The following is a 19758-nucleotide window of genomic DNA, read 5'->3' as shown; positions in this document are numbered from 1 at the left end:
AAAAAAGAACAATCTAATAACCTGGATTCTGTTTTAAATTCGGGTTATTAGCAATTTGGTTGGATGGTATTGGATATAAGTTTTTGTTAGGATCACCATCCGGCTCCTTATCCCACCACGAACCTGTGGTAAATTCACCAAAACGAATTAGATCCGTTCTACGTTTTCCTTCAAAAATAAATTCTCTGCCGCGTTCAGCTAAAAGTTCATCCATAGTCAATGTAGCTGTCGTGTACATCGCACTTGCCCAATCTGTGTCAGCAAAAGCACGTTCTCTAGTTGCGTTGATTAAATCAACCGCTTGTTGAGTTGCAACTCCACCATTTTTACGCATAATAGCCTCAGCCTTATTGAAGTATATTTCAGTTAGGCGGTAAATAACATATTGGTTCTCCCAATAATTTTCGTCATCAAGTGTACCAGATTTATATTTATCAAATCGTGCTCCACTATTTTCTTCACCTTCTGCCATACTACCCACTGAAGAGAGGTCTCCTTCGCTCTCTCTACGAATGCTATTTACATAAACAAGCGGCTCACCATTATATTCCTCTGTACCCAAAACAGGTTCTTGAGTTCCATAAATGTATTGAGGTCCAAATAAAAACCACTCTTCTTTCCTGAGGTCATTTTCAGCATAAGCATCAAAAGCCGTGGGTACAACCACAAAGGCATTCCAACCGGAGTAACCAACATTCAAGGCCTCTGACATATTACCATATCCGAAATAAAATCCTGACCAGTTAAAGGTGAATCCGCCTTTACGACTATAAGCAATTTGATACAAATTCTCAGAAGCCATTTGATTCGTGTTTCCAAAAGTCTCAAGCACATTGTCTGCTAATTGCGGAGCACCGCCTAATCCTCCGGCCTGACCATCGATGATCATATCACAGGCCGCAATACACTCATCCCACATCGCAGTACCGTTCCACTGTTCGGCATTTAGATAGAGTTCGGCCAGCATTGCATAACCGGCGGTTTGCGTTGTACGTCCTACTAAATCTCCTGAATACTTTGGAAGTTGCGGAACATAGGTTTCGAGTTCGGATTGAATAAATGCAAATACCTCTGATCTAGGAGCGGTCTCTGGATTTAAGGGCGTACTTTTTGCATTGACAGTAACAATAGGGATGTTACCCCACAAATCCATAAGCTTTATATAATGAAAGGCTCTGAGTACGTACAATTCAGCTAAAATAGAATTAACTTCTTCTTGGCTCATTCCAATTTCTTCTGGATTTTTAAGAGCAGAAATGTCCTCAATAGCACCATTAACGTAACCAACTCCAGTCCACATTAATTCCCAAGTGCCTCTCATTCGGCCTTCATTACTGGTCCAGGTATGGTAGTGTTGTCTAAAGTGATCTCCACCATCGTATCCGTGACGCCCCTTTTGAGGCCAGGCCACTTGATCAGAAGATAATTCACTGTGATAGTAATATCCACTTGAACCGGTAGGTGCTAACCAAGCTTGCAAATGGGTAAAGGGTCGTAGTGCTGCTTGCAGCACCTCAGTTTTATCATTGAAAAACTTTTCTTTCTGTATTTCACTGTAAACGTTTTCATCCAAGTCTGTACAGGCGCCTGTAAAAACTAACAGGCTTGCAATCAACAAGGTATATATGTTATATAAATGTTTTTTCATCATTTTAAAATTTTGTTGTTAGCTTAGAATCTGAAATTAAGTCCAAGTGTCCAGGTTTTGGTTCTTGGATAAAAATCTCTACCGTCAATACCTGTTGTAAAACCAGTATCTTCAAGTTCAGGATCGATTCCACTGTAACCGGTGAATGTGGCTAAATTTTTTCCGGTGACATAGACACGCATACTCTCCAAATATTTAGACTCCAAAGGCACGTTATATCCAAAAGTGATATTGTCTAATTTTACAAAATCTCCACTTTCTATATAATAGTCAGAGTATTGTGGATCATCATCCAATTGGTTATGTTTGGTCACTGCACTCTTTAATAAGTTATTAGGTAACCATTTTTTATTACCAAAATACAGATCCTTTGTATTTAATATATCGTAGGCAAATTTTCCTCTAAAGAAAATAGATAAATCGAAGTTCTTATAGGTGAATCGATTACCCAATGATGCTTGATATTTAGGCACCCCATTACCGATGATGGTTAAATCATTCTCATTCATTTCACTTGCCTGAGCAGTGCTTCCATCTGCCTTATAAAACAACCATTTTCCGTCATCTGTGAATCCTGCGAATCGCTTTCCATAGAAATTACCGACAGAACCGCCTTCCTCAAGACGTATGGCATCTCCCAAGTTACCTGGAGACGGTAAGCCCCCAAACTGCAACCAATTTGCCTTAAAGTTATCATCTGAGAGTTGTGTGAGTTTATTACTTTGATAGCTTCCGGTAAAATCAACATTCCATTGGAAGTTCTCACTGCTAACCGGAGTGGCAGAGATCACCACCTCAATCCCTTTGTTCTCCAATTCTCCCACATTTGTATAAATAGAATTTCTCACAAATGCCGGTTGCTGAGCAGTATAATTGTACAACAAGTCCTTAGTTTTACGTTGGTATACATCAACGCTACCTGACAATCTATTTTGCAATAGCGCAAAGTCCAATCCGAAATTGAGTTCGTGTTTTTCTTCCCATTTAAGATCAGGGTTTGCGTTTCTGGCAGCTCCATAGGTTTGGTAGTATACTCCACCTTGAGGATAAACGCCTCCTTCACTTAAAGTAATCATAGATTGGTAATTCGGAATCCCTTGGTTACCGGTAACTCCGTAACCCACTCTTAATTTAAGTTGATTAATAACATCAATATTTTCTAAGAAAGACTCTTCACTAATTGCCCAACCTACTGAGGCCGCAGGGAAGTTACCCCATTTATTATTGTCTCCGAAACGTGAAGACCCTTCTCTTCTCAGTACAAATTGCGCAAAATATTTATCGTTGAATCCGTAGTTAATCCTACCAAAGAAACCTACTAATAAGTTATCATCTTTAAAGCTATACAATTGGGGTCTTGGAAGGCTGGTATCAGTAAGTGCATTACCAGATTCGAGCTTCCAGTCTAAAAATCCATCATTGGTAAAGCCTGAATTATCAGCACTAAATTCCTCTACCGTGCTATATTGATAACTATAACCCACAATAGCTCCTAAATTGTGCTTTTCCGCAATAGTGGTTTTGTATTCTATTGTACTTTCCAAGGTTTTACTCCATTCCAGATGATTGAATTTTTTGGCATAAGCTGTACCTTGATACTCGGTTGATTCTCTTTGATCCCAATCATTTTTAGATCGAAAAACTCTGTCATTGTAGTTGCTTCGCACATAAGAGCCAAAAACACTAGCATTCAACCCTTTGGCTAGTTCCAAGGTCAATCTTAAGTCTCCAGAGATAACCTCTTCTTGTCTTTCATAAATTCGATCCGCTAACCTGTGTAAAGGGTTAAAGTTATTATAAGCCTGAGTCTCATAAAAAGTTCCATCTTCGTTATAAATAGGAGCAGTTGGATTTCTTTGGATCGCTTGCTCAAAATTCGCAGTCGCTCCTCCTAATAAATCTGTACCATCTCCTGTTCCACCTCCTAAAAGGTTTGCATTTATAAAATTAGCCGCCAAATGAGACTGGATGGTCAATTTATCATCTAATGCTTTGTGATTAATACTAAAACGACCTCCAAATTGTTCTCTTTCATTTTCTTTTGCAATACCCATAGCTTCATTGTAAACAATGGAAGCCCTAAAGGTAGTTGACTCACTCCCCCCTGACATGGAAAGATTGTGATATTGGCTCAGATTGGATTTGTTTATCAGTTCATCATATAAATCTGTAGAGTATCCAAAATCCTGATCCTCTGAAATCACGCCTTGAGCAATTAAATCTCTAAACTCAGAAGCCGATAAATAATCCGGTTTTTTGTCTACAAATTCTGACTGAATGTAGGTGTTGTATTCTGTGGTTGTCTTTCCACTTCTCCCTCTTTTAGTGGTGATCAAAATCACACCTGCGTTACCACGAGTACCGTAGATTGCAGCAGCAGATCCATCCTTAAGAACATCGATTGAAGCGATATCATCTTGTTGTAATAGATCCAAATCCCCACCAGGTATTCCATCAATTACAATCAGTGGAGCAACGTCCCCTCTAATAGATGAAACCCCACGAAGCTGAATAGATGTGCTTGAGTTAGGGTTGTTACCTCGTGTTCTGGTGATGTTTAATCCCGCAACCTTACCCTGGATAAGATCCATTGGCGAGCGAGCACCACCTTGATTAAAATCCTCAGCCTTTACAGATGCAACCGAAGAGGTTACTTCCTTCCTTTTCTGAGTACCGTAACCTACCACGACTACTTCTTCTAGAGATTGCGTATCAGCCTCCAGAGTAATAGTCAAGGTCGTCTGCCCATTAAGTGGTACTTCCTGGGTCTTGAAGCTAACATAACTGAACACTAAAATAGCGTCATCAGGCACGTTAGCTAATTGATAATTACCGTCAAAATCGGTTTGAGTTCCGTTGGTAGTGCCTTTGACTACCACGCTGGCCCCTGGCAAGGGACCGTTCTGGTCAGAAACAACTCCTGACACTGTTGTTTGTGCTTGCACAAACCCTAAGCACAGAAATGCTAAGGGAAGTACAATGCTCCGTAAAAGATTTGTTTTCATAAGTGCAGTTAGTAATTAAATTAAAAATTTGTACTAAAACGTTTTAATCAAATTAGTTCAGTAGTATATTAGATTTAGGACTAAATCGATTTAGTATTTCATTGAAAAAAAAGTGTTGCTCCTCACCAACAACGCTGAGTTTTAATGACAATACGAAATAAACTCACTACGATATTACGAAAAAACATGACTATCACAAAATAAATCGAATTATTTTGCGTTTTTCACAACAATATACTTCAGTTATTTACACTACATATCGAGGTAAAAATCTTTGGTAAGATTTATGTACTCTTCCGTATAGACATGCCTTTCGAGCTCTATAACTAATTTGTCAAAAACTGCAGAAACCTCATGAAAAGAAAATGCCATTAGGACCAACTTAGTTTCTCTATCTGGAGTGCCTTTAACATAAGTCAAACGCGAAGGATAAAGACCTACGTTTTCAGCCAAATCTATAAAATTAAGATGTTCTTTATAAGGAATAATGGTGTTGAATTGCCCTTGTGGAGTTAAAAGTTTAGAGACTCCAAGCACCAATTCTTCAAAAGGGAGGGAAGCTACACGTCTAGCTCTATCTCTTTTTGGATCAGGAGAAGCCGTGTTTTCACTAAAAAAAGGAGGATTACAAATAATGAAGTCATATTGGTCTTCAACCTCTTCTACGAATTCATTAAGGTCAGTATGGAAGCAAAACAATCGTCCAAAATAGGGAGAGTTATCAAAATTTTCAACACATTGTTCAAAAGCATCAGGTTCAATTTCTATACCATCAATGAGTTCAGCAGAAGTACGCTGCCCCATCATTAGTCCTAAAATCCCGGTTCCTGCTCCGATATCCAATATCGAGTAAGGATTAGAAGTAATATCTGCCCACGCACCGAGAAGGACTGAAGCAGTACCAATTTTCATTGCACATAGATCTTGATGCACTTCAAATGCTTTGAAACGAAATGGTTTTTTGGACATTAGTTGTGATTTTAGGGGTAGCTTCTATCAGTATAGAATTTACAGGTATAGCTCTATAAGCCCACCAGGTGTTTGGACGACAATTTCTTTTTTTGTCCGATCTAATCGCACCATAAACTCATCGTTCATAGGGATTAAGATTTGCTTGTCATCTCTTTGTACTTCAAACAACGCTTGGGCAGTGGAATCATTCACCGCGGTGATTTCTCCGACTTCTCCAAATTCTACATCTATCATCTTATATCCAATGATCTCATGGAAATAAAATTGATTTCCAGATAGTTTGGGCAACATATCTAGCGGGAGAAATAGTTCGCTTTTTATAAGCGCATCAGCTTCAGCTTCCGTATCGACATCCTCTATACGCATTCGTAAAAGTGTCGATTTGTGTAGAGAGGACTTTTCAATAAAAAAAGGAACCAGATCATCGCCAATGGCGATGAATACTGATTCCAAATTTTTGTAAAGTTCAGGTTCATCGGTGTCCAATTTGGCCAACAATTCACCCTTAAAGCCGTACTTTTTAACTATTTTACCGAGATAGAAGCAATCTTCTTTTCTCATTTAAACTAATTAAGCGTCAGCGTTTTTTTCTTCACCATCTGCAGCTGGAGCTTCTTCAGCCTCAGTAGCAGCAACTTCTTCTGCAGCTTCTGCAGCTTCTTCAGCCGGAGCTTCTGCTTCTGCTTCTTCTGCTGTAGCTTCTGCTTCTACCTCAGCAGCAGCAGCTTTACGTTTTTCGTTGACTTCTTTTTCAGCGGCAAGAGCTATTGCTTTCGCTTCCTCTTGTGCTTTGGCTAAATCACCTTTTTTACCTTCAACTTTTTGCTCTTTATCTTCCAACCAATCTTCAAACTTTTTGTTTGCTTGATCTTCAGTGAGTGCTCCCTTAGCAACACCGCCTAAAAGGTGATGTTTCAAAAGTGCTCCTTTATAAGAAAGGATTCTTTTTGCAGTATCAGTAGGTTGAGCTCCATTTTGAAGCCATTTTACTGAACCGTCAACATCTAAGGTAATTTGCGCTGGGTTAGAGTTTGGATTGTAAGTTCCTAATTTCTCAAGAAATTTACCATCTCTTTTTGAGCGAGAATCCGCTGCTACGACCCAATAAAAAGGTTTACCTTTTTTACCACGTCTCTGTAATCTAATTTTTACTGGCATAATCCATTAATTAGTGGGGTGCACGACCCCTGTTATTAATTATTAAACTTCAACCCCACGGTCAAAGCGGGTGCAAATATACACTATTTCAAATCTTTATCACTCAAAAAATTTAATTTTTGTATTAAAATATTAGGCTATGTTACACTTGTTGACCGTATTAGTTTAAACACAAAGTTTTCTACAGACATTTTCCCTGCCACACCCCACAAACAGATCAATATCACTATAAAGACAAAGCGTTATAGTTCTAAGAAACCCATAATTTCACTTACCTTTGCCTCCTATGGCAGGAATATACATTCATATCCCTTTTTGTAAACAGGCGTGTTCATATTGTGACTTTCACTTTTCGACTTCTCTGAAAAAGAAAGATTCCTTAGTGGATGCTCTCGCTAAAGAACTGTTACTCCGAAAAAACACCTTTGATGAGTCCATAGATACCATATATTTTGGTGGTGGGACTCCAAGTCTTTTACCAGCCCGGCAGATTGATTTTTTGATCAAGTTGATTTATGAGAATTATCCAGTAAACCCTTCGCCTGAAATAACATTAGAAGCAAATCCAGACGATCTTGATGAAACAAAAATCATTGCTTTAAAAAATATTGGCATTAACCGATTAAGCATTGGAATACAGTCATTTGATAATCAAGATTTAAAGCTCATGAACCGAGCACATAGCGCAGAAGAAAGTTTACATTGCTTAGAAATAGCCACCAGGCATTTCGACAACATTTCCATAGATTTAATCTACGGCGTTCAACATATGACTGATGAACGTTGGCGCAAAAACATACAAAGGGTTCTTGACTTTAACATACCACACATATCAAGTTATGCCTTGACGATTGAACCTAAAACTGCCTTAGCCTCAAGAATAAGATCCGGACAAGTGCCCAATGTAGACGATGCAGTAGCTGCGGCACATTTTGAAATTTTAATGCAGGAATTGACCTCCAAAGGATACATCCACTACGAGTTATCTAATTTTGGAAAACCTGGTTATTTTTCCAAAAACAACACGGCCTATTGGCTGGGGAAAAAATATTTAGGCATTGGACCATCGGCCCATAGTTATGATGGTAAAAACAGAAGTTGGAACATCAACAACAACACCATCTACTTGAAGTCACTTGAGATGGATAAGATTCCATCGGAAGTAGAAACACTTTCCATCACCGATCGTTATAATGAAACGATTATGACAGGGTTACGTACCATGTGGGGAGTCTCGCTAACCATGGTTGAAAATGAGTATGGAGAGTTGTATCATAATTACCTAATATCGCAGGCAAAAAAATATACTGAGAATGGTTTACTCAGCCAAGACAAGGAGTCTAAAATCATAAAAGCAACTCCAAAGGGTAAATTTTTAACCGATGGAATTGCCTCAGATTTATTTTTTGTTGATTAAGTTTTAGTCTCTTCCACCGAAGACTTGCATTGCGAAATACAACAGTGTCGCTAATGAACCAATGGCAGCTACGACATAAGTTCTTGCTGCCCACTTCAAAGAGTCTTCTGCTCCCTTATATTCTTCCGGGCTCACTATATTTTTAGTTTTCAACCATGCCAAGGCTCTATTACTTGCATCGTATTCTACTGGAAGTGTTATAAAACTAAACAGCGTTCCAAATGCGAACATAATAAGTCCAATTACGGCAACCGCGAATCCAAATTGCGTGGTAGCACCCAATACTAAGCCACCGAAAATCACCCAAACTGACATTCCAGAAGCAACACTTACGACCGGAACCAATTTGGAACGCATCTGTAACCATTCATACCCTTTTGCATGCTGTACGGCGTGTCCGCATTCATGAGCAGCAACAGCAGCAGCGGCAGCATTTCTTTGGTTGTAAACCCCTTCACTTAAATTAACAGTTTTCTTAACAGGATTGTAGTGATCTGTCAACATTCCAGGCGTTGAAATAACCTGCACATCGAAGATTCCATTATCATCAAGCATCTTTCTTGCGATCTCCGCACCACTCATACCATTTCTAAGATGAACCTTAGAATAATACTTAAACTTGTTCTTTAATTTGGAACTCACCAACATACTGATTAGCGCTATTCCTCCTATTATAATCCAATAACCTATTCCCATTTGCTTTCTTTTTAAAAGTAAATCTACAACTAAATATACAAAAACCTCGCCAATATTAGCGAGGTTTTAACACTATGACGTTACGTCAGTATATGATTCTTTGCAGTTAGTTGTACCGTGATTAACCCACGATATTAACAATCTTTCCCGGTACTATAATCACTTTCTTAGGCGTTCTCCCTTCTAATTGTGCCTTGGTCTTCTCATGCTCCATGACAACTTTCTCAATTTCATCCTTACTCAAGTCCATTGGAAGGTCCAGGGTAAACCTCATTTTTCCATTGAAAGAAATTGGATAAGTCTTAGTACTTTCCACCAAATATGCTTCGTTAAAGACTGGGAATGCCGCAGTGGATACAGATTCCTTATTACCAAGTGCAGACCATATTTCCTCTGCAATATGAGGTGCGTATGGTGATATCAGTACCGCCAACTGCTCTAGAACAGATCTACTACTACATTTTTGCGCGCTTAATTCATTGACACATATCATAAAAGTTGAGACACTGGTATTAAATGAAAAATTCTCAATATCCTCTTCTACTTTTCTGATGGTCTTATGCAATGTTTTTAAACTTTCTGCTGAAGCCTGTTGATCTGTAACCCGAACACCATTATCGTCGAAATACAATTTCCACAGTTTTTTCAAAAAACCATGAACTCCGGTTATCCCAGCAGTATTCCAAGGTTTTGCTTGCTCAATCGGACCCAAGAACATTTCATACATCCTCAGTGTATCTGCACCGTAGTTTTCACAGATATCATCAGGGTTTACAACATTGTATTTGGATTTGGACATTTTTTCCACCTCTCTACCCACAATATATTTTCCTTCTTCCAAGATAAATTCAGCGTCTTTAAATTCCGGCATCCAGCTTCTGAAAGCATCCAAATCCAATTCATCGGAAGTATTTACAATGGAAACATCTACGTGTATAGGTGTCACCGATTTTTCGGAAATTAGATTTTTTGAAACATAGGTGTTTTCTCCTTCCAACCGATACACAAAAGCACTTGTTCCAAGGATCATCCCCTGATTGATGAGCTTTTTAGCAAATTCATCTACAGCCAATCTTCCGCTGTCAAACAAAAATTTCTGCCAAAATCTGGCATATAACAAATGTCCGGTAGCATGTTCACTTCCGCCGATGTACAAATCAACATCTTTCCAGTAATTCAAAGCACCTTCTGATGCAAATTCATTTGAATTATCAGAGTCCATATAACGGTTGAAGTACCAAGAACTTCCTGCCCAACCGGGCATTGTATTCAGCTCTAATGGGAATATCGATTGTTGATCGATTTTAGCATTGCTTACTACTTTATTATTTTGGATATCCCATGCCCAAGCGTTGGCATTTCCTAAAGGAGGCTCACCTGTTTCGGTTGGCAAGTACTTTTCGACCTCCGGCAGTTCTATAGGTAGGTGCTGCTTTTCAATCATTTTAGGTAGTCCATTCACATAATACACCGGAAATGGTTCTCCCCAATACCGTTGTCTTGAGAACACAGCATCTCTAAGTCTGAAATTTATTTTTCCATAACCCTGATTGAGCTCCTCAAGAGCTGCTATCACTTTGGTTGTGGCTTCTTTGTAATCCAAACCATTTAAAAAATCACTATTGGCCATCTTACAATTGTCTTTGCTCGAATAAGCCTGCTCGCTTATATCAACCCCTTCAAAAATGTTGGGAATATCTAAATCAAAATGTTTGGCAAAATCATAGTCGCGGCTATCACCACAAGGTACCGCCATAACAGCCCCTGTACCATAACCTGCAAGCACATAGTCTCCGATCCAGATTGGCACCGGTTTCTTAGTAAAAGGGTGTTCTGCATAGGCACCGGTGAAGACACCACTGATATTTTTGACATCTGCCATACGCTCACGCTCACTGCGTTTTGAGGTGGCTTTAACGTAGTCTTGTACGACTTGCTTTTGCTCCGCCGTTGTTATTTTATCTACCAAAGTATGCTCTGGAGCCAAGGTCATAAATGACACTCCAAAAATCGTATCAGGTCTGGTGGTGAAAACTTCGATATACGCATCGACATCCGATGAAAGCACATTAAATTTAACCTGAGCCCCTACCGATTTTCCAATCCAGTTTCGCTGAATCTCTTTTAATGGTTCAGGCCAATCCAATTGATCTAAACCTTGAAGTAATCGATCTGCATATGCAGAGATTCTCATACTCCATTGCATCATCTTTTTACGAACCACAGGATGACCTCCTCGTTCTGAAACTCCGTTTACAATCTCATCATTTGCCAAAACTGTTCCTAGTGCTGCGCACCAGTTCACTTCAGTTTCTGCCAAATAAGTCAATCTGTATTGTAATAATATTTGTTCTTGTTCTTGCTGCGTAAAACCATTCCACTGGTCAGCGCTAAAGGATATGGCATCATCATCACAAACGGCGCTTACATTAACAGTTCCGGACTCCTTAAACTTAGAAATTAAGACCTCTATTTTTTCGGCCCTATCAGCTTCTATATTATACCAGGAATTAAATAACTCAGTGAAAATCCATTGTGTCCATTTGTAATACTGTGGATCAGAAGTTCTTACTTCTCGACTCCAATCAAACGAAAAACCAATTTTATCCAATTGTTCACGATACCTGTTTATATTTGTACGAGTCGTAATTGCAGGATGTTGTCCGGTTTGAATTGCGTATTGTTCTGCAGGCAATCCAAAACTATCATAGCCCATAGGGTGAAGTACATTGAACCCCTTATGCCTTTTGTATCGTGCATAAATATCACTGGCAATATATCCTAATGGATGCCCAACATGAAGGCCGGCTCCCGAAGGATAAGGAAACATGTCAAGCACATAGTATTTAGGTTTATCGCTTGAATTATCTGCTTTAAAGGTGCCGTTTTCCGCCCAATATTTTTGCCATTTGGCTTCAATTGTATTGAAATTGTACTTCATTGTCTACTACTGTTTCAAGAATCGTTTACGAATGGGCAAAAATAAGCTTCTTCAGCGAAAGTGGAAAGTAATAGCGCATTAAACCTATTAAAGTCTTTGCTGGACTAAAAATCGAGTTTTCATAAAAGGTAAAATACGTTTTAGACTAAAATTATTTAGAAATACAGAAGAACATTATAACTTTGAGCAATACAATATTAAAGTTATGGAAAACTACGAAGAATTAATCGCTCAATGTCAGTCAAACAGCAAATTAGCCTCATCAGTGGTCGACGACTTTTTAATTTATTATGCTGGAATAAAATTGAATTTATCAAAAGTAGCTGATAAGAACTTGGGTGTCTATAATCACATCACTAGAAATCACAAAGAGTGGCTTTCGTTATTCAAGTCTCAATACATTGTTCATCATATTTTTAAAAAGGGAGGAGTGGGAAAGAAGCTCTTAAATCACAGTACTGTCAAGGAGCAATTAGACCAAGAAGAACTCGCCTTTTTCCAACAACAAATCGATAATCCCTGGAAATTCAGCTTTAGTGAGATTGTAGATAATCCCAAAGAAAACTTTTTTAAAATGTATGATGTTTTCACTCAAGAGGAATTTTTATTGTACTCTCCAAGCGTACAAGATATCACCAATGAAAATTCTATTCAACTATGGCTGAACCTCATTCAATATAACGGTTCTTGTTGGCAGTCATTCGGCCCCATTGGTTCCTACAGTAGCTTTAAAGCAGATGATATCTATTTTTTTGCTACAGAATTGGATCCTACAATAGTTACTGATCAAGATATTTTAAATCATATAGAGTATAATCCTGCGCCATATATGATGCTATTTTCAGGATCAAGATATCCAGAGATTTACTCTAAAAACCACCTGACAATACATGCACGGTCAATCTTTGATGATGTACAAATAGATTTTGAAAAGTTAAAAGAATATTTTGAGATAGAATCCAATTCAAATATATATAGATTCAAAGCCCCAAAATTACATTCGCATCCACATTTTGCAGTGGCCTATTACGACGGAGACACCAAAGAGTTAATATTTGAAGCAATGACCGGACATGGGTTTATTAAAATTGTAAAGTTATGGAACAAAGCCGGCTACAATTTACGACCAGTTCCTGATTTATGTGTTAGACCCTCTATGCTTACGACAACTAAGAAAATAACCGGGAAAAATGCAGAGATATTAGCCTATGACAAGTACTTCGATACTGAAGATGAAGTAACAGAGGCTGAGGCTAATGAACTCAAAAAAATAAATGATTTTATGAAGTTGGTAGTACCTATGGTTAATTCAGGTGAAAAGCCAGATATTGCCAAACTAGCCAAAAAGGCAAATCTGGAAGCTTCTGTCGCTGAGCAAGTATTTGAGCAGATAAAAGGACAAATTGAAAAGCTAGATAAACGGTAGATAATCAAAGCATCTAAACTCTAGGTCGTATTTTTAAAATCGCAGTAGAACCATACTTAAAAACCATCCATTTAATTAGACACATTTGTGTTTTAAAATAGATAATATATTAGCTATTTTTTGTATTTTAGCATATTAACAGCTAATATATTATCCGTAAAGATGAATAGGTACAGTATTGAAAAACTTCCTCTAGATGTACAGAATGATTTAGCGCAGAAGATTAAAGAACTTCGAAAACAAAAGAAATTTACCCAAGTAGAACTGGCCGAACGCTCCGGTGTTTCACTTGGGAGTCTTAAACGTTTTGAATCAAAGGGTCAAATTTCCCTGGAGTCCCTACTTAGACTCGTCCAAATATTAGGACGATTATCTGACTTTGAAGACATCTTAAAACCAGAGGGGAATTTAAGTCATATTGAAAGCCTGTTTGACAGAACAAAAAAATAGGTAATGGAACAAATACAGCTGATCAAAGTATCCTTGCAGTTTTCTTCAAACCCAATCCCAGTGGGTCAATTGGTTATTAAAAATAGATCTATTTATTTTAAATATGATGATTCATTTTTAGAAACAGGTCTTGAAATTTCACCGTTTAAACTAAAACTTTCCGATGGAGTTTTAACCCCCATAACACAAATTTTTGATGGCCTATTCGGTGTTTTTAATGATTCCTTACCTGATGGATGGGGTAGGTTGTTACTTGACAGAGCCTTACTTTCAAAAGGCAAATCGATAACTAGTATAACTCCATTAGACCGATTAGCTTTTGTAGGTAAAACTGGTACTGGAGCACTCACTTATAAGCCTGATTTCCTATCTGATGAAACAATCGACAAACAATTGGATTTAGATGAGATATCACAAGAAATGACACACCTCTTAGAGGGATCTCCTTCAGACATTATAGATGAATTATTCTATTTAGGAGGTTCATCCGGTGGAGCTAGGCCTAAAGCATTTGTGGGCTATAACCCCAAAACAAATCATCTTATCCACGGAAATCCTATACTACCACCAGGTTATGAACACTGGATTTTAAAGTTCCCCTCTAATAGTGATCCCCTGGATATTGCTCAAATAGAATATGCCTATCACCAAATGGCATTGGATTCGGGAATTGAAATGTCGCAATGCAAATTATTTCAAGGTTCATCAGGTGCTTCTTATTTTGCCACTAAAAGGTTTGATAGAGAACAAAACAACAGAATTCACCTACATTCTGCTAGCGGATTATTAAACGATAACTTTAGGTATAGTACCCTTGATTATGGCAACCTCATGGATTGCGCCTTTCGATTAGAAAATCATGTAGACGCCTATTCTAAGGTCCTCAGACTCGCAACTTTCAATGTATTCAGTCATAACAAAGACGATCATAGTAAGAACGTTTCTTTTCTAATGGATTCAAATGGAAAATGGAAGTTAGCACCAGCTTACGATCTCACGTATTCGAATTCATCACACGGAATGCAAAGCACCATGGTTGCCGGCGAAAGTAAATCCCCCGGAAAACAACACTTATTTGAATTAGCCAAAACATTTGGAGTGAAAAAACCTGAATTAATACTACAAGAAGTAAATGATGTCATTTCAAATTGGAACACATACGCCAAAAATGCAGGGGTAAGCGAGCATTCAAGAAAATTAATTGCAAAAACAATTAACGAAATCAGCAAAAATTAAAACTAAAGACATATTCTTTTTTGTATTTTGGTCAATTCAACCAACCAATTCCAATAATGCTGAAACAAATAATACTCTCAGTTGTAACTCTTATTTCAACTCTTTCAATTAGTGCCCAATCGACAAACATCCATCTTAATTCACTTGGTTTTCTTCCTGATCATAATAAAACGGCAACAATTTCTGAACCATGTGAGGTGTACAATATTTTAAACACGGATGGAGAAGTGGTTTTTACCGGAAAAACAACGGGTCCGAGATATCAAAAGGATGTCGATCAAAAGGTCTGGAATGCTGACTTTTCAAGATTCACAAAACCAGGCGAATACACCCTTGAAATAGAAGGGGTTGGAAAAACAGCACCATTCAACATTGCTGCAGATGCATTTAACCTTGCAGCAAAGACAAGTATGAGAGGATTCTATTTATGGAGATGCGGTGCTGAAGTAGACGGCACTTTTAATGGGAATCATTATCATCAAAACGTTTGTCATTTGGAAGATGGTTATGAAGATTATATTGGGAATAAAGGTGTCAAACATGATGGTACAGGCGGATGGCATGACGCAGGGGATTATGGAAAATACACTGTGAATGCCGGGATTACTGTAGGTGTTCTTTTTAAGGCTTGGGATCATTTTAAGCCGCAGTTAGAAAATTTGAATTTAGACACTCCAAATGCTACTTCAAAATTACCCGCTTTTTTAGAGGAAATTAAATGGGAAACTGACTGGGTTTTAAAAATGCAATATCCTGATGGCTCTGGAAGAGTTTCACATAAGCTAACCCGTGTGAATTTTTCACCATTTATCATGGCAGATAAAGACCATGAAAAAAGATACTTTACAGAATGGAGTTCTGCAGCAACAGCTGATTTTGTAGCAATGATGGCTATGGCAGCTCGGTATTTTCAACCCTATGATCCGGTGTACGCCCAAATATGTCTTGAAGCCGCATGGTTGAGTTATAATTTTTTACGTGACAATCCGGAAGACAAAGGTTTTGTACAAGGAGATTTTAAAACCGGCGGATACCAAACAAGTGATAATGACGACAGATTATGGGCAGCTGCAGAAATGTGGGAAACTACGGGAGACAAAAGCAGTCTGGACGATTTTGAAAAAAGAGCTAAAACGATCGATTTTAGAATAGATGAAAATTGGGATTGGGGGAATGTGTCAAATCTAGGCATGTTCACCTATATCCTTTCCAGTAGAGAAGGAAAAACTCCTGGAGTTGAAAAAGCAATAAAAAGAAACACAATAAAAAATGCAGATCAGTTGGTCGAAAAGGCCAATAAAGATGTATACTCTCGTGCACTTGGCTCGACATACTTCTGGGGTTGCAATGGCACTGTTGCCCGTCAAACAATTAATTTACAAGTAGCAAATCGTATTAAACCTAAAGAAGAATACATAAACACTTCTCTAAGCATTATAGACCATCTCTTTGGCAACAATTACTACAACAGATCCTTTGTCACAGGTTTAGGGAATCACGCACCAATGCATCCACATGATCGTCGTTCTGGAGCCGATTCAATAGAAGAACCTTGGCCGGGATATTTGGTTGGAGGAGGCCATACCGCAACAGATTGGGTCGATGAGCAAGAATCATACAGTCATAATGAAATAGCAATCAACTGGCAAGCTGCATTGGTTTATGCCTTAGCTGGGTTTATTAGTAAATAAAACCTGATTCAAGGGAAGCTTTCTAATAGCACATAACCCAACTGGCTACCTGGATATAATATTATAAACTTTCGAATACTCAAGATACGACCTAGCTATATGGTAGCTGCGCCGTACCCCATAAATAAAAAGCCAGTCTATTTCTAGACTGACTCCTTTTTTTCAACTTTGGTTTTGAATAAAAATCAACACTCTGCTATTCGAGTCGTTCAGCATTCTTATTCTCGATAACCAGGTAAAACCATACTATGATTCTTCTAAGTGGCCCCTATACTTCTTTAACAACAGGGCTCCCAAATGATTATTTTTTGTACAAATAATTTGTAGTATACGTAAAACTTTCACGTTCACTCTCATCCTCCTCAAGTGAGGTTGCCACTACTATTGCGGAAATTGGATAATTTTCAGCATCATATTCATAAGTCACGTCAATTTGATATGAAGGAATTCCGTTCTCATCTTTATAAACAATCTTCGTAGGATTGTTGACTGGGAATAATGCTCTTGCTTTGACCAAGTCAGAATTTTGTGGCGTCATATTAAAATTTAGCTGAATTCTATCCATAACATCTATAATACCTGCACTTTCTAATGTATAGAAATAAGGATTATGAACATTGTCATAGCTAATTTCTGCAGTGGTCTCTAGAACTTCAGATGTATTTGTGGTATAATCATAATCTTCTTCAAGAAGTTGAATTTTGTACGGATTTCCGTTATCGTCATATTCAAGAACATGACCTGTTTCAAATGCATCATATGGAGACTCATATAATTCTTCAATATTAAAAGGATCAGCACCTTCTCCACTAATATTGGAAAGCTTATTGTCTTGGTATTCTAATGTTCTTTCACCTTCCCCGTTAGATACTGTAGTTAGACGCCCATCTGCATTATAGTTGAAATAAAACTTTTTATCATCCTCTGGATATTCACTTGATTCTATAGAAATTTGCGTGATATATTTTTTCGCTACATCACCATTAACTTCATCGAATTCTTCAGAGGCAGAATCACTGCAACTCATTAATAACGCAAAGCTAAAACTAGATAAAAATACATAATTCATTTTTTTTAATGATGCCAATGAGGCATTAGAAACGTTTTTACTTGTCATTTTAAAATATATTTAGGTTAATAAATTCACGTAACATATTGGGGATGAACGTGTCTTCTATACCCGAGATAAATTGCACACCGATGACGGTGACTCGAATTTATATAAGATGGATTTCATAATATCTTTGTAAGAAAAAACTTAAAAAACACCATAAGTAAAAGCTCTTTACTAAAGAACTGCTTATGACTGATTTGGATATTGAAATATCCCAAGTTTTAAGAATTGAAAGTAGGGAGATCAATCCTTCAGTAGGTCGAATAAATGTCATTACACTTAGTATAAGTCCGAAATAAGATTTGTTAGCTCAAAACTATATAAAATAATCTAGACTGTACTATTTTTAATTACAAAAGTAGAATTTTTCCTGATTATTATATTTTATAGTTGTTATAAACCAGACAATAAAGGGGATTACTTTAAGCTCCTAAAAGGGTCAAAATATAATTTAAATCCGATGCCAACGGCTCTTGTTCCTTGATCATTCTCAAAATCGTTAATATCATGTCCCTTAAAGGCCTTACGAGTATCAAAAAAACTATACTGGAAGGTGAAATTTAATGTAAGCTTGTCAGCCTCAAAAACCCTCCCTTCAATCCCAAAACCAAGCGAAAGAAATGATTGATAACTATCCATTTCTTCACGTTGTTCCCGTTTATATACACTTCCGTCAGGGGTTAATTTGTATTGACTTAAATAGCTGTTAACATTTGAGAATGAATACTTCGGAAGAAAAACGAAGGCGAATTCAGCGTTTCCAAAAATTAGTTTAGGTGAAAAACTGTATACCATTGCTTTAAACCCCCCGGCAATATATTCAACTGCCTTTGGAGCTGGTCCATCATAGCCATCTGGCAAATTAGAAATATCGAGTTGCTCTTGCTTTTCAATTGTACCACCATAAAAGCTCACTTCAATTTCCGGTGCTATAAATTTAAATTTTAAAACTTCTGCACCTATAGATATTCCATAATACCCCTGATCATTAAAAAATAAGTTCTCATTAAAGGCGTCTACCCCAATATAAAGTCTAGGTTGAATGGTGGATTGTGCTTGGGCAATAACTGAAAAACCGAAAAGGCAAAACATTATAATTCTTCTAATCATATCTCTACATTTAAATGGGATATTAAATGCCTTTTTCACATGTCTATGCCTTCTTTATATTTTAAATGACCTCACTGCCGGTATTCAACTGCTTTTGATCCTTTAAATGGATTGCCCGAAGTTAGTGTTAAAAAGTATAGCCTATTCTGAGATGAATGTCAGCCGCTAACTCTTGTTGGTCATCCGTGTAAATAGCTTCATTTGAGAAATAAAAGCGATAACCCAAACCTATTCCGGCTTCATAATTAAAGTCTTTGCCGAGATTTCTTCGTATCCCCCATTTTGGTATAAAGGAAATGTTATCTAATACTTCTACATTATCTATGCTTGAAATTACAAACCAATCCGGTGAATAGCTTATATCAAATGAAATAAAATTAGCAGCATTATTAAATGTAGACTTCCCTTTACTACTTCGTTGATCTATATTGTAATAATATCTAGGCTCTAATGTTATTATTGGTGCAAATATAAGTCCATCTTCAACAAAAGCTCCTCCAATTAACCCTGCATTAAAGCCTACCTCACTTCTCAAAGCAAGGTTAGGAGCTAAGCGGGATTCATTATGAACCCAAACACCTAGGAATCCCGTTTGTATACCGTAGAAAGAATTTTCAACATTGTTATTCTGAGAAAACAAAAGAGTGGAAGAGAGCAGCATTGCTGTCAAGCAAATAATTTTTTTCACAAACATGCGAATATATACTACAAATATATCATTAATTTTTTTATTCTGCCAGAATATCTTTAAATGAGAATTCAGCAGCTCTGTATTGATATATTCAATAAGACGTATACGCCTGAATTTGTTTATGGATTTGATCGTTTAATTTATATTTATTTTGAAATTTAACAGGCTTAAACACTATTTCATCCTCGACATGATGAAAACGC

Annotated in this window: 15 protein-coding genes; 5 read left to right on the top strand and 10 right to left on the bottom strand. The window is 37.5% G+C overall.

The genetic code is table 11. The features are described from left to right. Nucleotides 1-13: 13 nt before the first annotated feature. From ACN0TV_RS14570 to ACN0TV_RS14550, 5 genes are all read right to left on the bottom strand, one after another. Nucleotides 14-1651, bottom strand: coding sequence for a RagB/SusD family nutrient uptake outer membrane protein (locus ACN0TV_RS14570; RefSeq protein WP_417363699.1), 1638 nt, complete (start codon nucleotides 1649-1651; stop codon nucleotides 14-16). A 20-nt stretch (nucleotides 1652-1671) separates the two neighbouring features. Beyond that, nucleotides 1672-4653, bottom strand: coding sequence for a SusC/RagA family TonB-linked outer membrane protein (locus tag ACN0TV_RS14565; protein WP_417363697.1), 2982 nt, complete (start codon nucleotides 4651-4653; stop codon nucleotides 1672-1674). A gap of 252 nt (nucleotides 4654-4905) precedes the next feature. Continuing rightward, a complete protein-coding gene (locus ACN0TV_RS14560) occupies nucleotides 4906-5622 on the bottom strand; it encodes a tRNA1(Val) (adenine(37)-N6)-methyltransferase (RefSeq protein WP_417363695.1) in 717 nt (238 codons plus the stop codon). Between the two features lie 39 nt (nucleotides 5623-5661). Then, complete coding sequence (gene rimM / locus ACN0TV_RS14555; protein ID WP_417363694.1) at nucleotides 5662-6186, bottom strand: ribosome maturation factor RimM; 525 nt, start codon at nucleotides 6184-6186, stop codon at nucleotides 5662-5664. A 9-nt stretch (nucleotides 6187-6195) separates the two neighbouring features. Continuing rightward, on the bottom strand, nucleotides 6196-6783 hold the full coding sequence (locus ACN0TV_RS14550) for a 30S ribosomal protein S16 (RefSeq protein WP_417363692.1): 588 nt from the start codon (nucleotides 6781-6783) through the stop codon (nucleotides 6196-6198). 286 nt (nucleotides 6784-7069) lie between these two features. On the opposite strand from ACN0TV_RS14550, the gene hemW reads away from it, so the two are divergent. Then, nucleotides 7070-8200 (top strand): radical SAM family heme chaperone HemW, encoded by a 1131-nt coding sequence (hemW, locus tag ACN0TV_RS14545; protein WP_417363690.1) that lies wholly within the window; start codon nucleotides 7070-7072, stop codon nucleotides 8198-8200. Nucleotides 8201-8203: 3 nt separating this feature from the next. Here the strand turns inward: hemW and ACN0TV_RS14540 are convergent, their stop codons facing one another. Together ACN0TV_RS14540 and leuS are read right to left on the bottom strand one after the other, a co-directional pair. Continuing rightward, nucleotides 8204-8896, bottom strand: coding sequence for a zinc metallopeptidase (locus ACN0TV_RS14540; RefSeq protein ID WP_417363688.1), 693 nt, complete (start codon nucleotides 8894-8896; stop codon nucleotides 8204-8206). A 121-nt stretch (nucleotides 8897-9017) separates the two neighbouring features. Beyond that, the gene (gene leuS / locus ACN0TV_RS14535; RefSeq protein ID WP_417363686.1) at nucleotides 9018-11837 is read right to left on the bottom strand and encodes a leucine--tRNA ligase; all 2820 of its coding nucleotides are present in this window, start codon (nucleotides 11835-11837) and stop codon (nucleotides 9018-9020) included. Nucleotides 11838-12042: 205 nt separating this feature from the next. On the opposite strand from leuS, the gene ACN0TV_RS14530 reads away from it, so the two are divergent. The 4 genes from ACN0TV_RS14530 (at nucleotide 12043) to ACN0TV_RS14515 (ending at nucleotide 16640) form a co-directional block, all read left to right on the top strand. Then, nucleotides 12043-13263 (top strand): hypothetical protein, encoded by a 1221-nt coding sequence (locus ACN0TV_RS14530; RefSeq protein WP_417363685.1) that lies wholly within the window; start codon nucleotides 12043-12045, stop codon nucleotides 13261-13263. Between the two features lie 162 nt (nucleotides 13264-13425). Further along, nucleotides 13426-13713 (top strand): helix-turn-helix domain-containing protein, encoded by a 288-nt coding sequence (locus ACN0TV_RS14525; RefSeq protein WP_417363683.1) that lies wholly within the window; start codon nucleotides 13426-13428, stop codon nucleotides 13711-13713. A 3-nt stretch (nucleotides 13714-13716) separates the two neighbouring features. After that, nucleotides 13717-14949 (top strand): type II toxin-antitoxin system HipA family toxin, encoded by a 1233-nt coding sequence (locus ACN0TV_RS14520; protein WP_417363681.1) that lies wholly within the window; start codon nucleotides 13717-13719, stop codon nucleotides 14947-14949. 56 nt (nucleotides 14950-15005) lie between these two features. Beyond that, a complete protein-coding gene (locus ACN0TV_RS14515) occupies nucleotides 15006-16640 on the top strand; it encodes a glycoside hydrolase family 9 protein (RefSeq protein ID WP_417363679.1) in 1635 nt (544 codons plus the stop codon). A 301-nt stretch (nucleotides 16641-16941) separates the two neighbouring features. Here ACN0TV_RS14515 and ACN0TV_RS14510 read toward each other — a convergent pair whose 3' ends face one another. From ACN0TV_RS14510 to ACN0TV_RS14500, 3 genes are all read right to left on the bottom strand, one after another. Next, nucleotides 16942-17667, bottom strand: coding sequence for a hypothetical protein (locus tag ACN0TV_RS14510; RefSeq protein ID WP_417363677.1), 726 nt, complete (start codon nucleotides 17665-17667; stop codon nucleotides 16942-16944). 504 nt (nucleotides 17668-18171) lie between these two features. Further along, entirely contained in the window at nucleotides 18172-18864 is a 693-nt protein-coding gene (locus tag ACN0TV_RS14505) for a hypothetical protein (RefSeq protein WP_417363675.1), read from the bottom strand. 127 nt (nucleotides 18865-18991) lie between these two features. Next, nucleotides 18992-19558, bottom strand: coding sequence for a hypothetical protein (locus ACN0TV_RS14500; RefSeq protein ID WP_417363673.1), 567 nt, complete (start codon nucleotides 19556-19558; stop codon nucleotides 18992-18994). Nucleotides 19559-19758 lie beyond the last annotated feature (200 nt).

The sequence above is a fragment of the Galbibacter sp. genome, from assembly GCF_048266365.1.
GTDB lineage: Bacteria > Bacteroidota > Bacteroidia > Flavobacteriales > Flavobacteriaceae > Galbibacter.
Note: the sequence above shows the minus strand (reverse complement) of the source record. Positions and strands in the feature narration are given on the sequence as shown.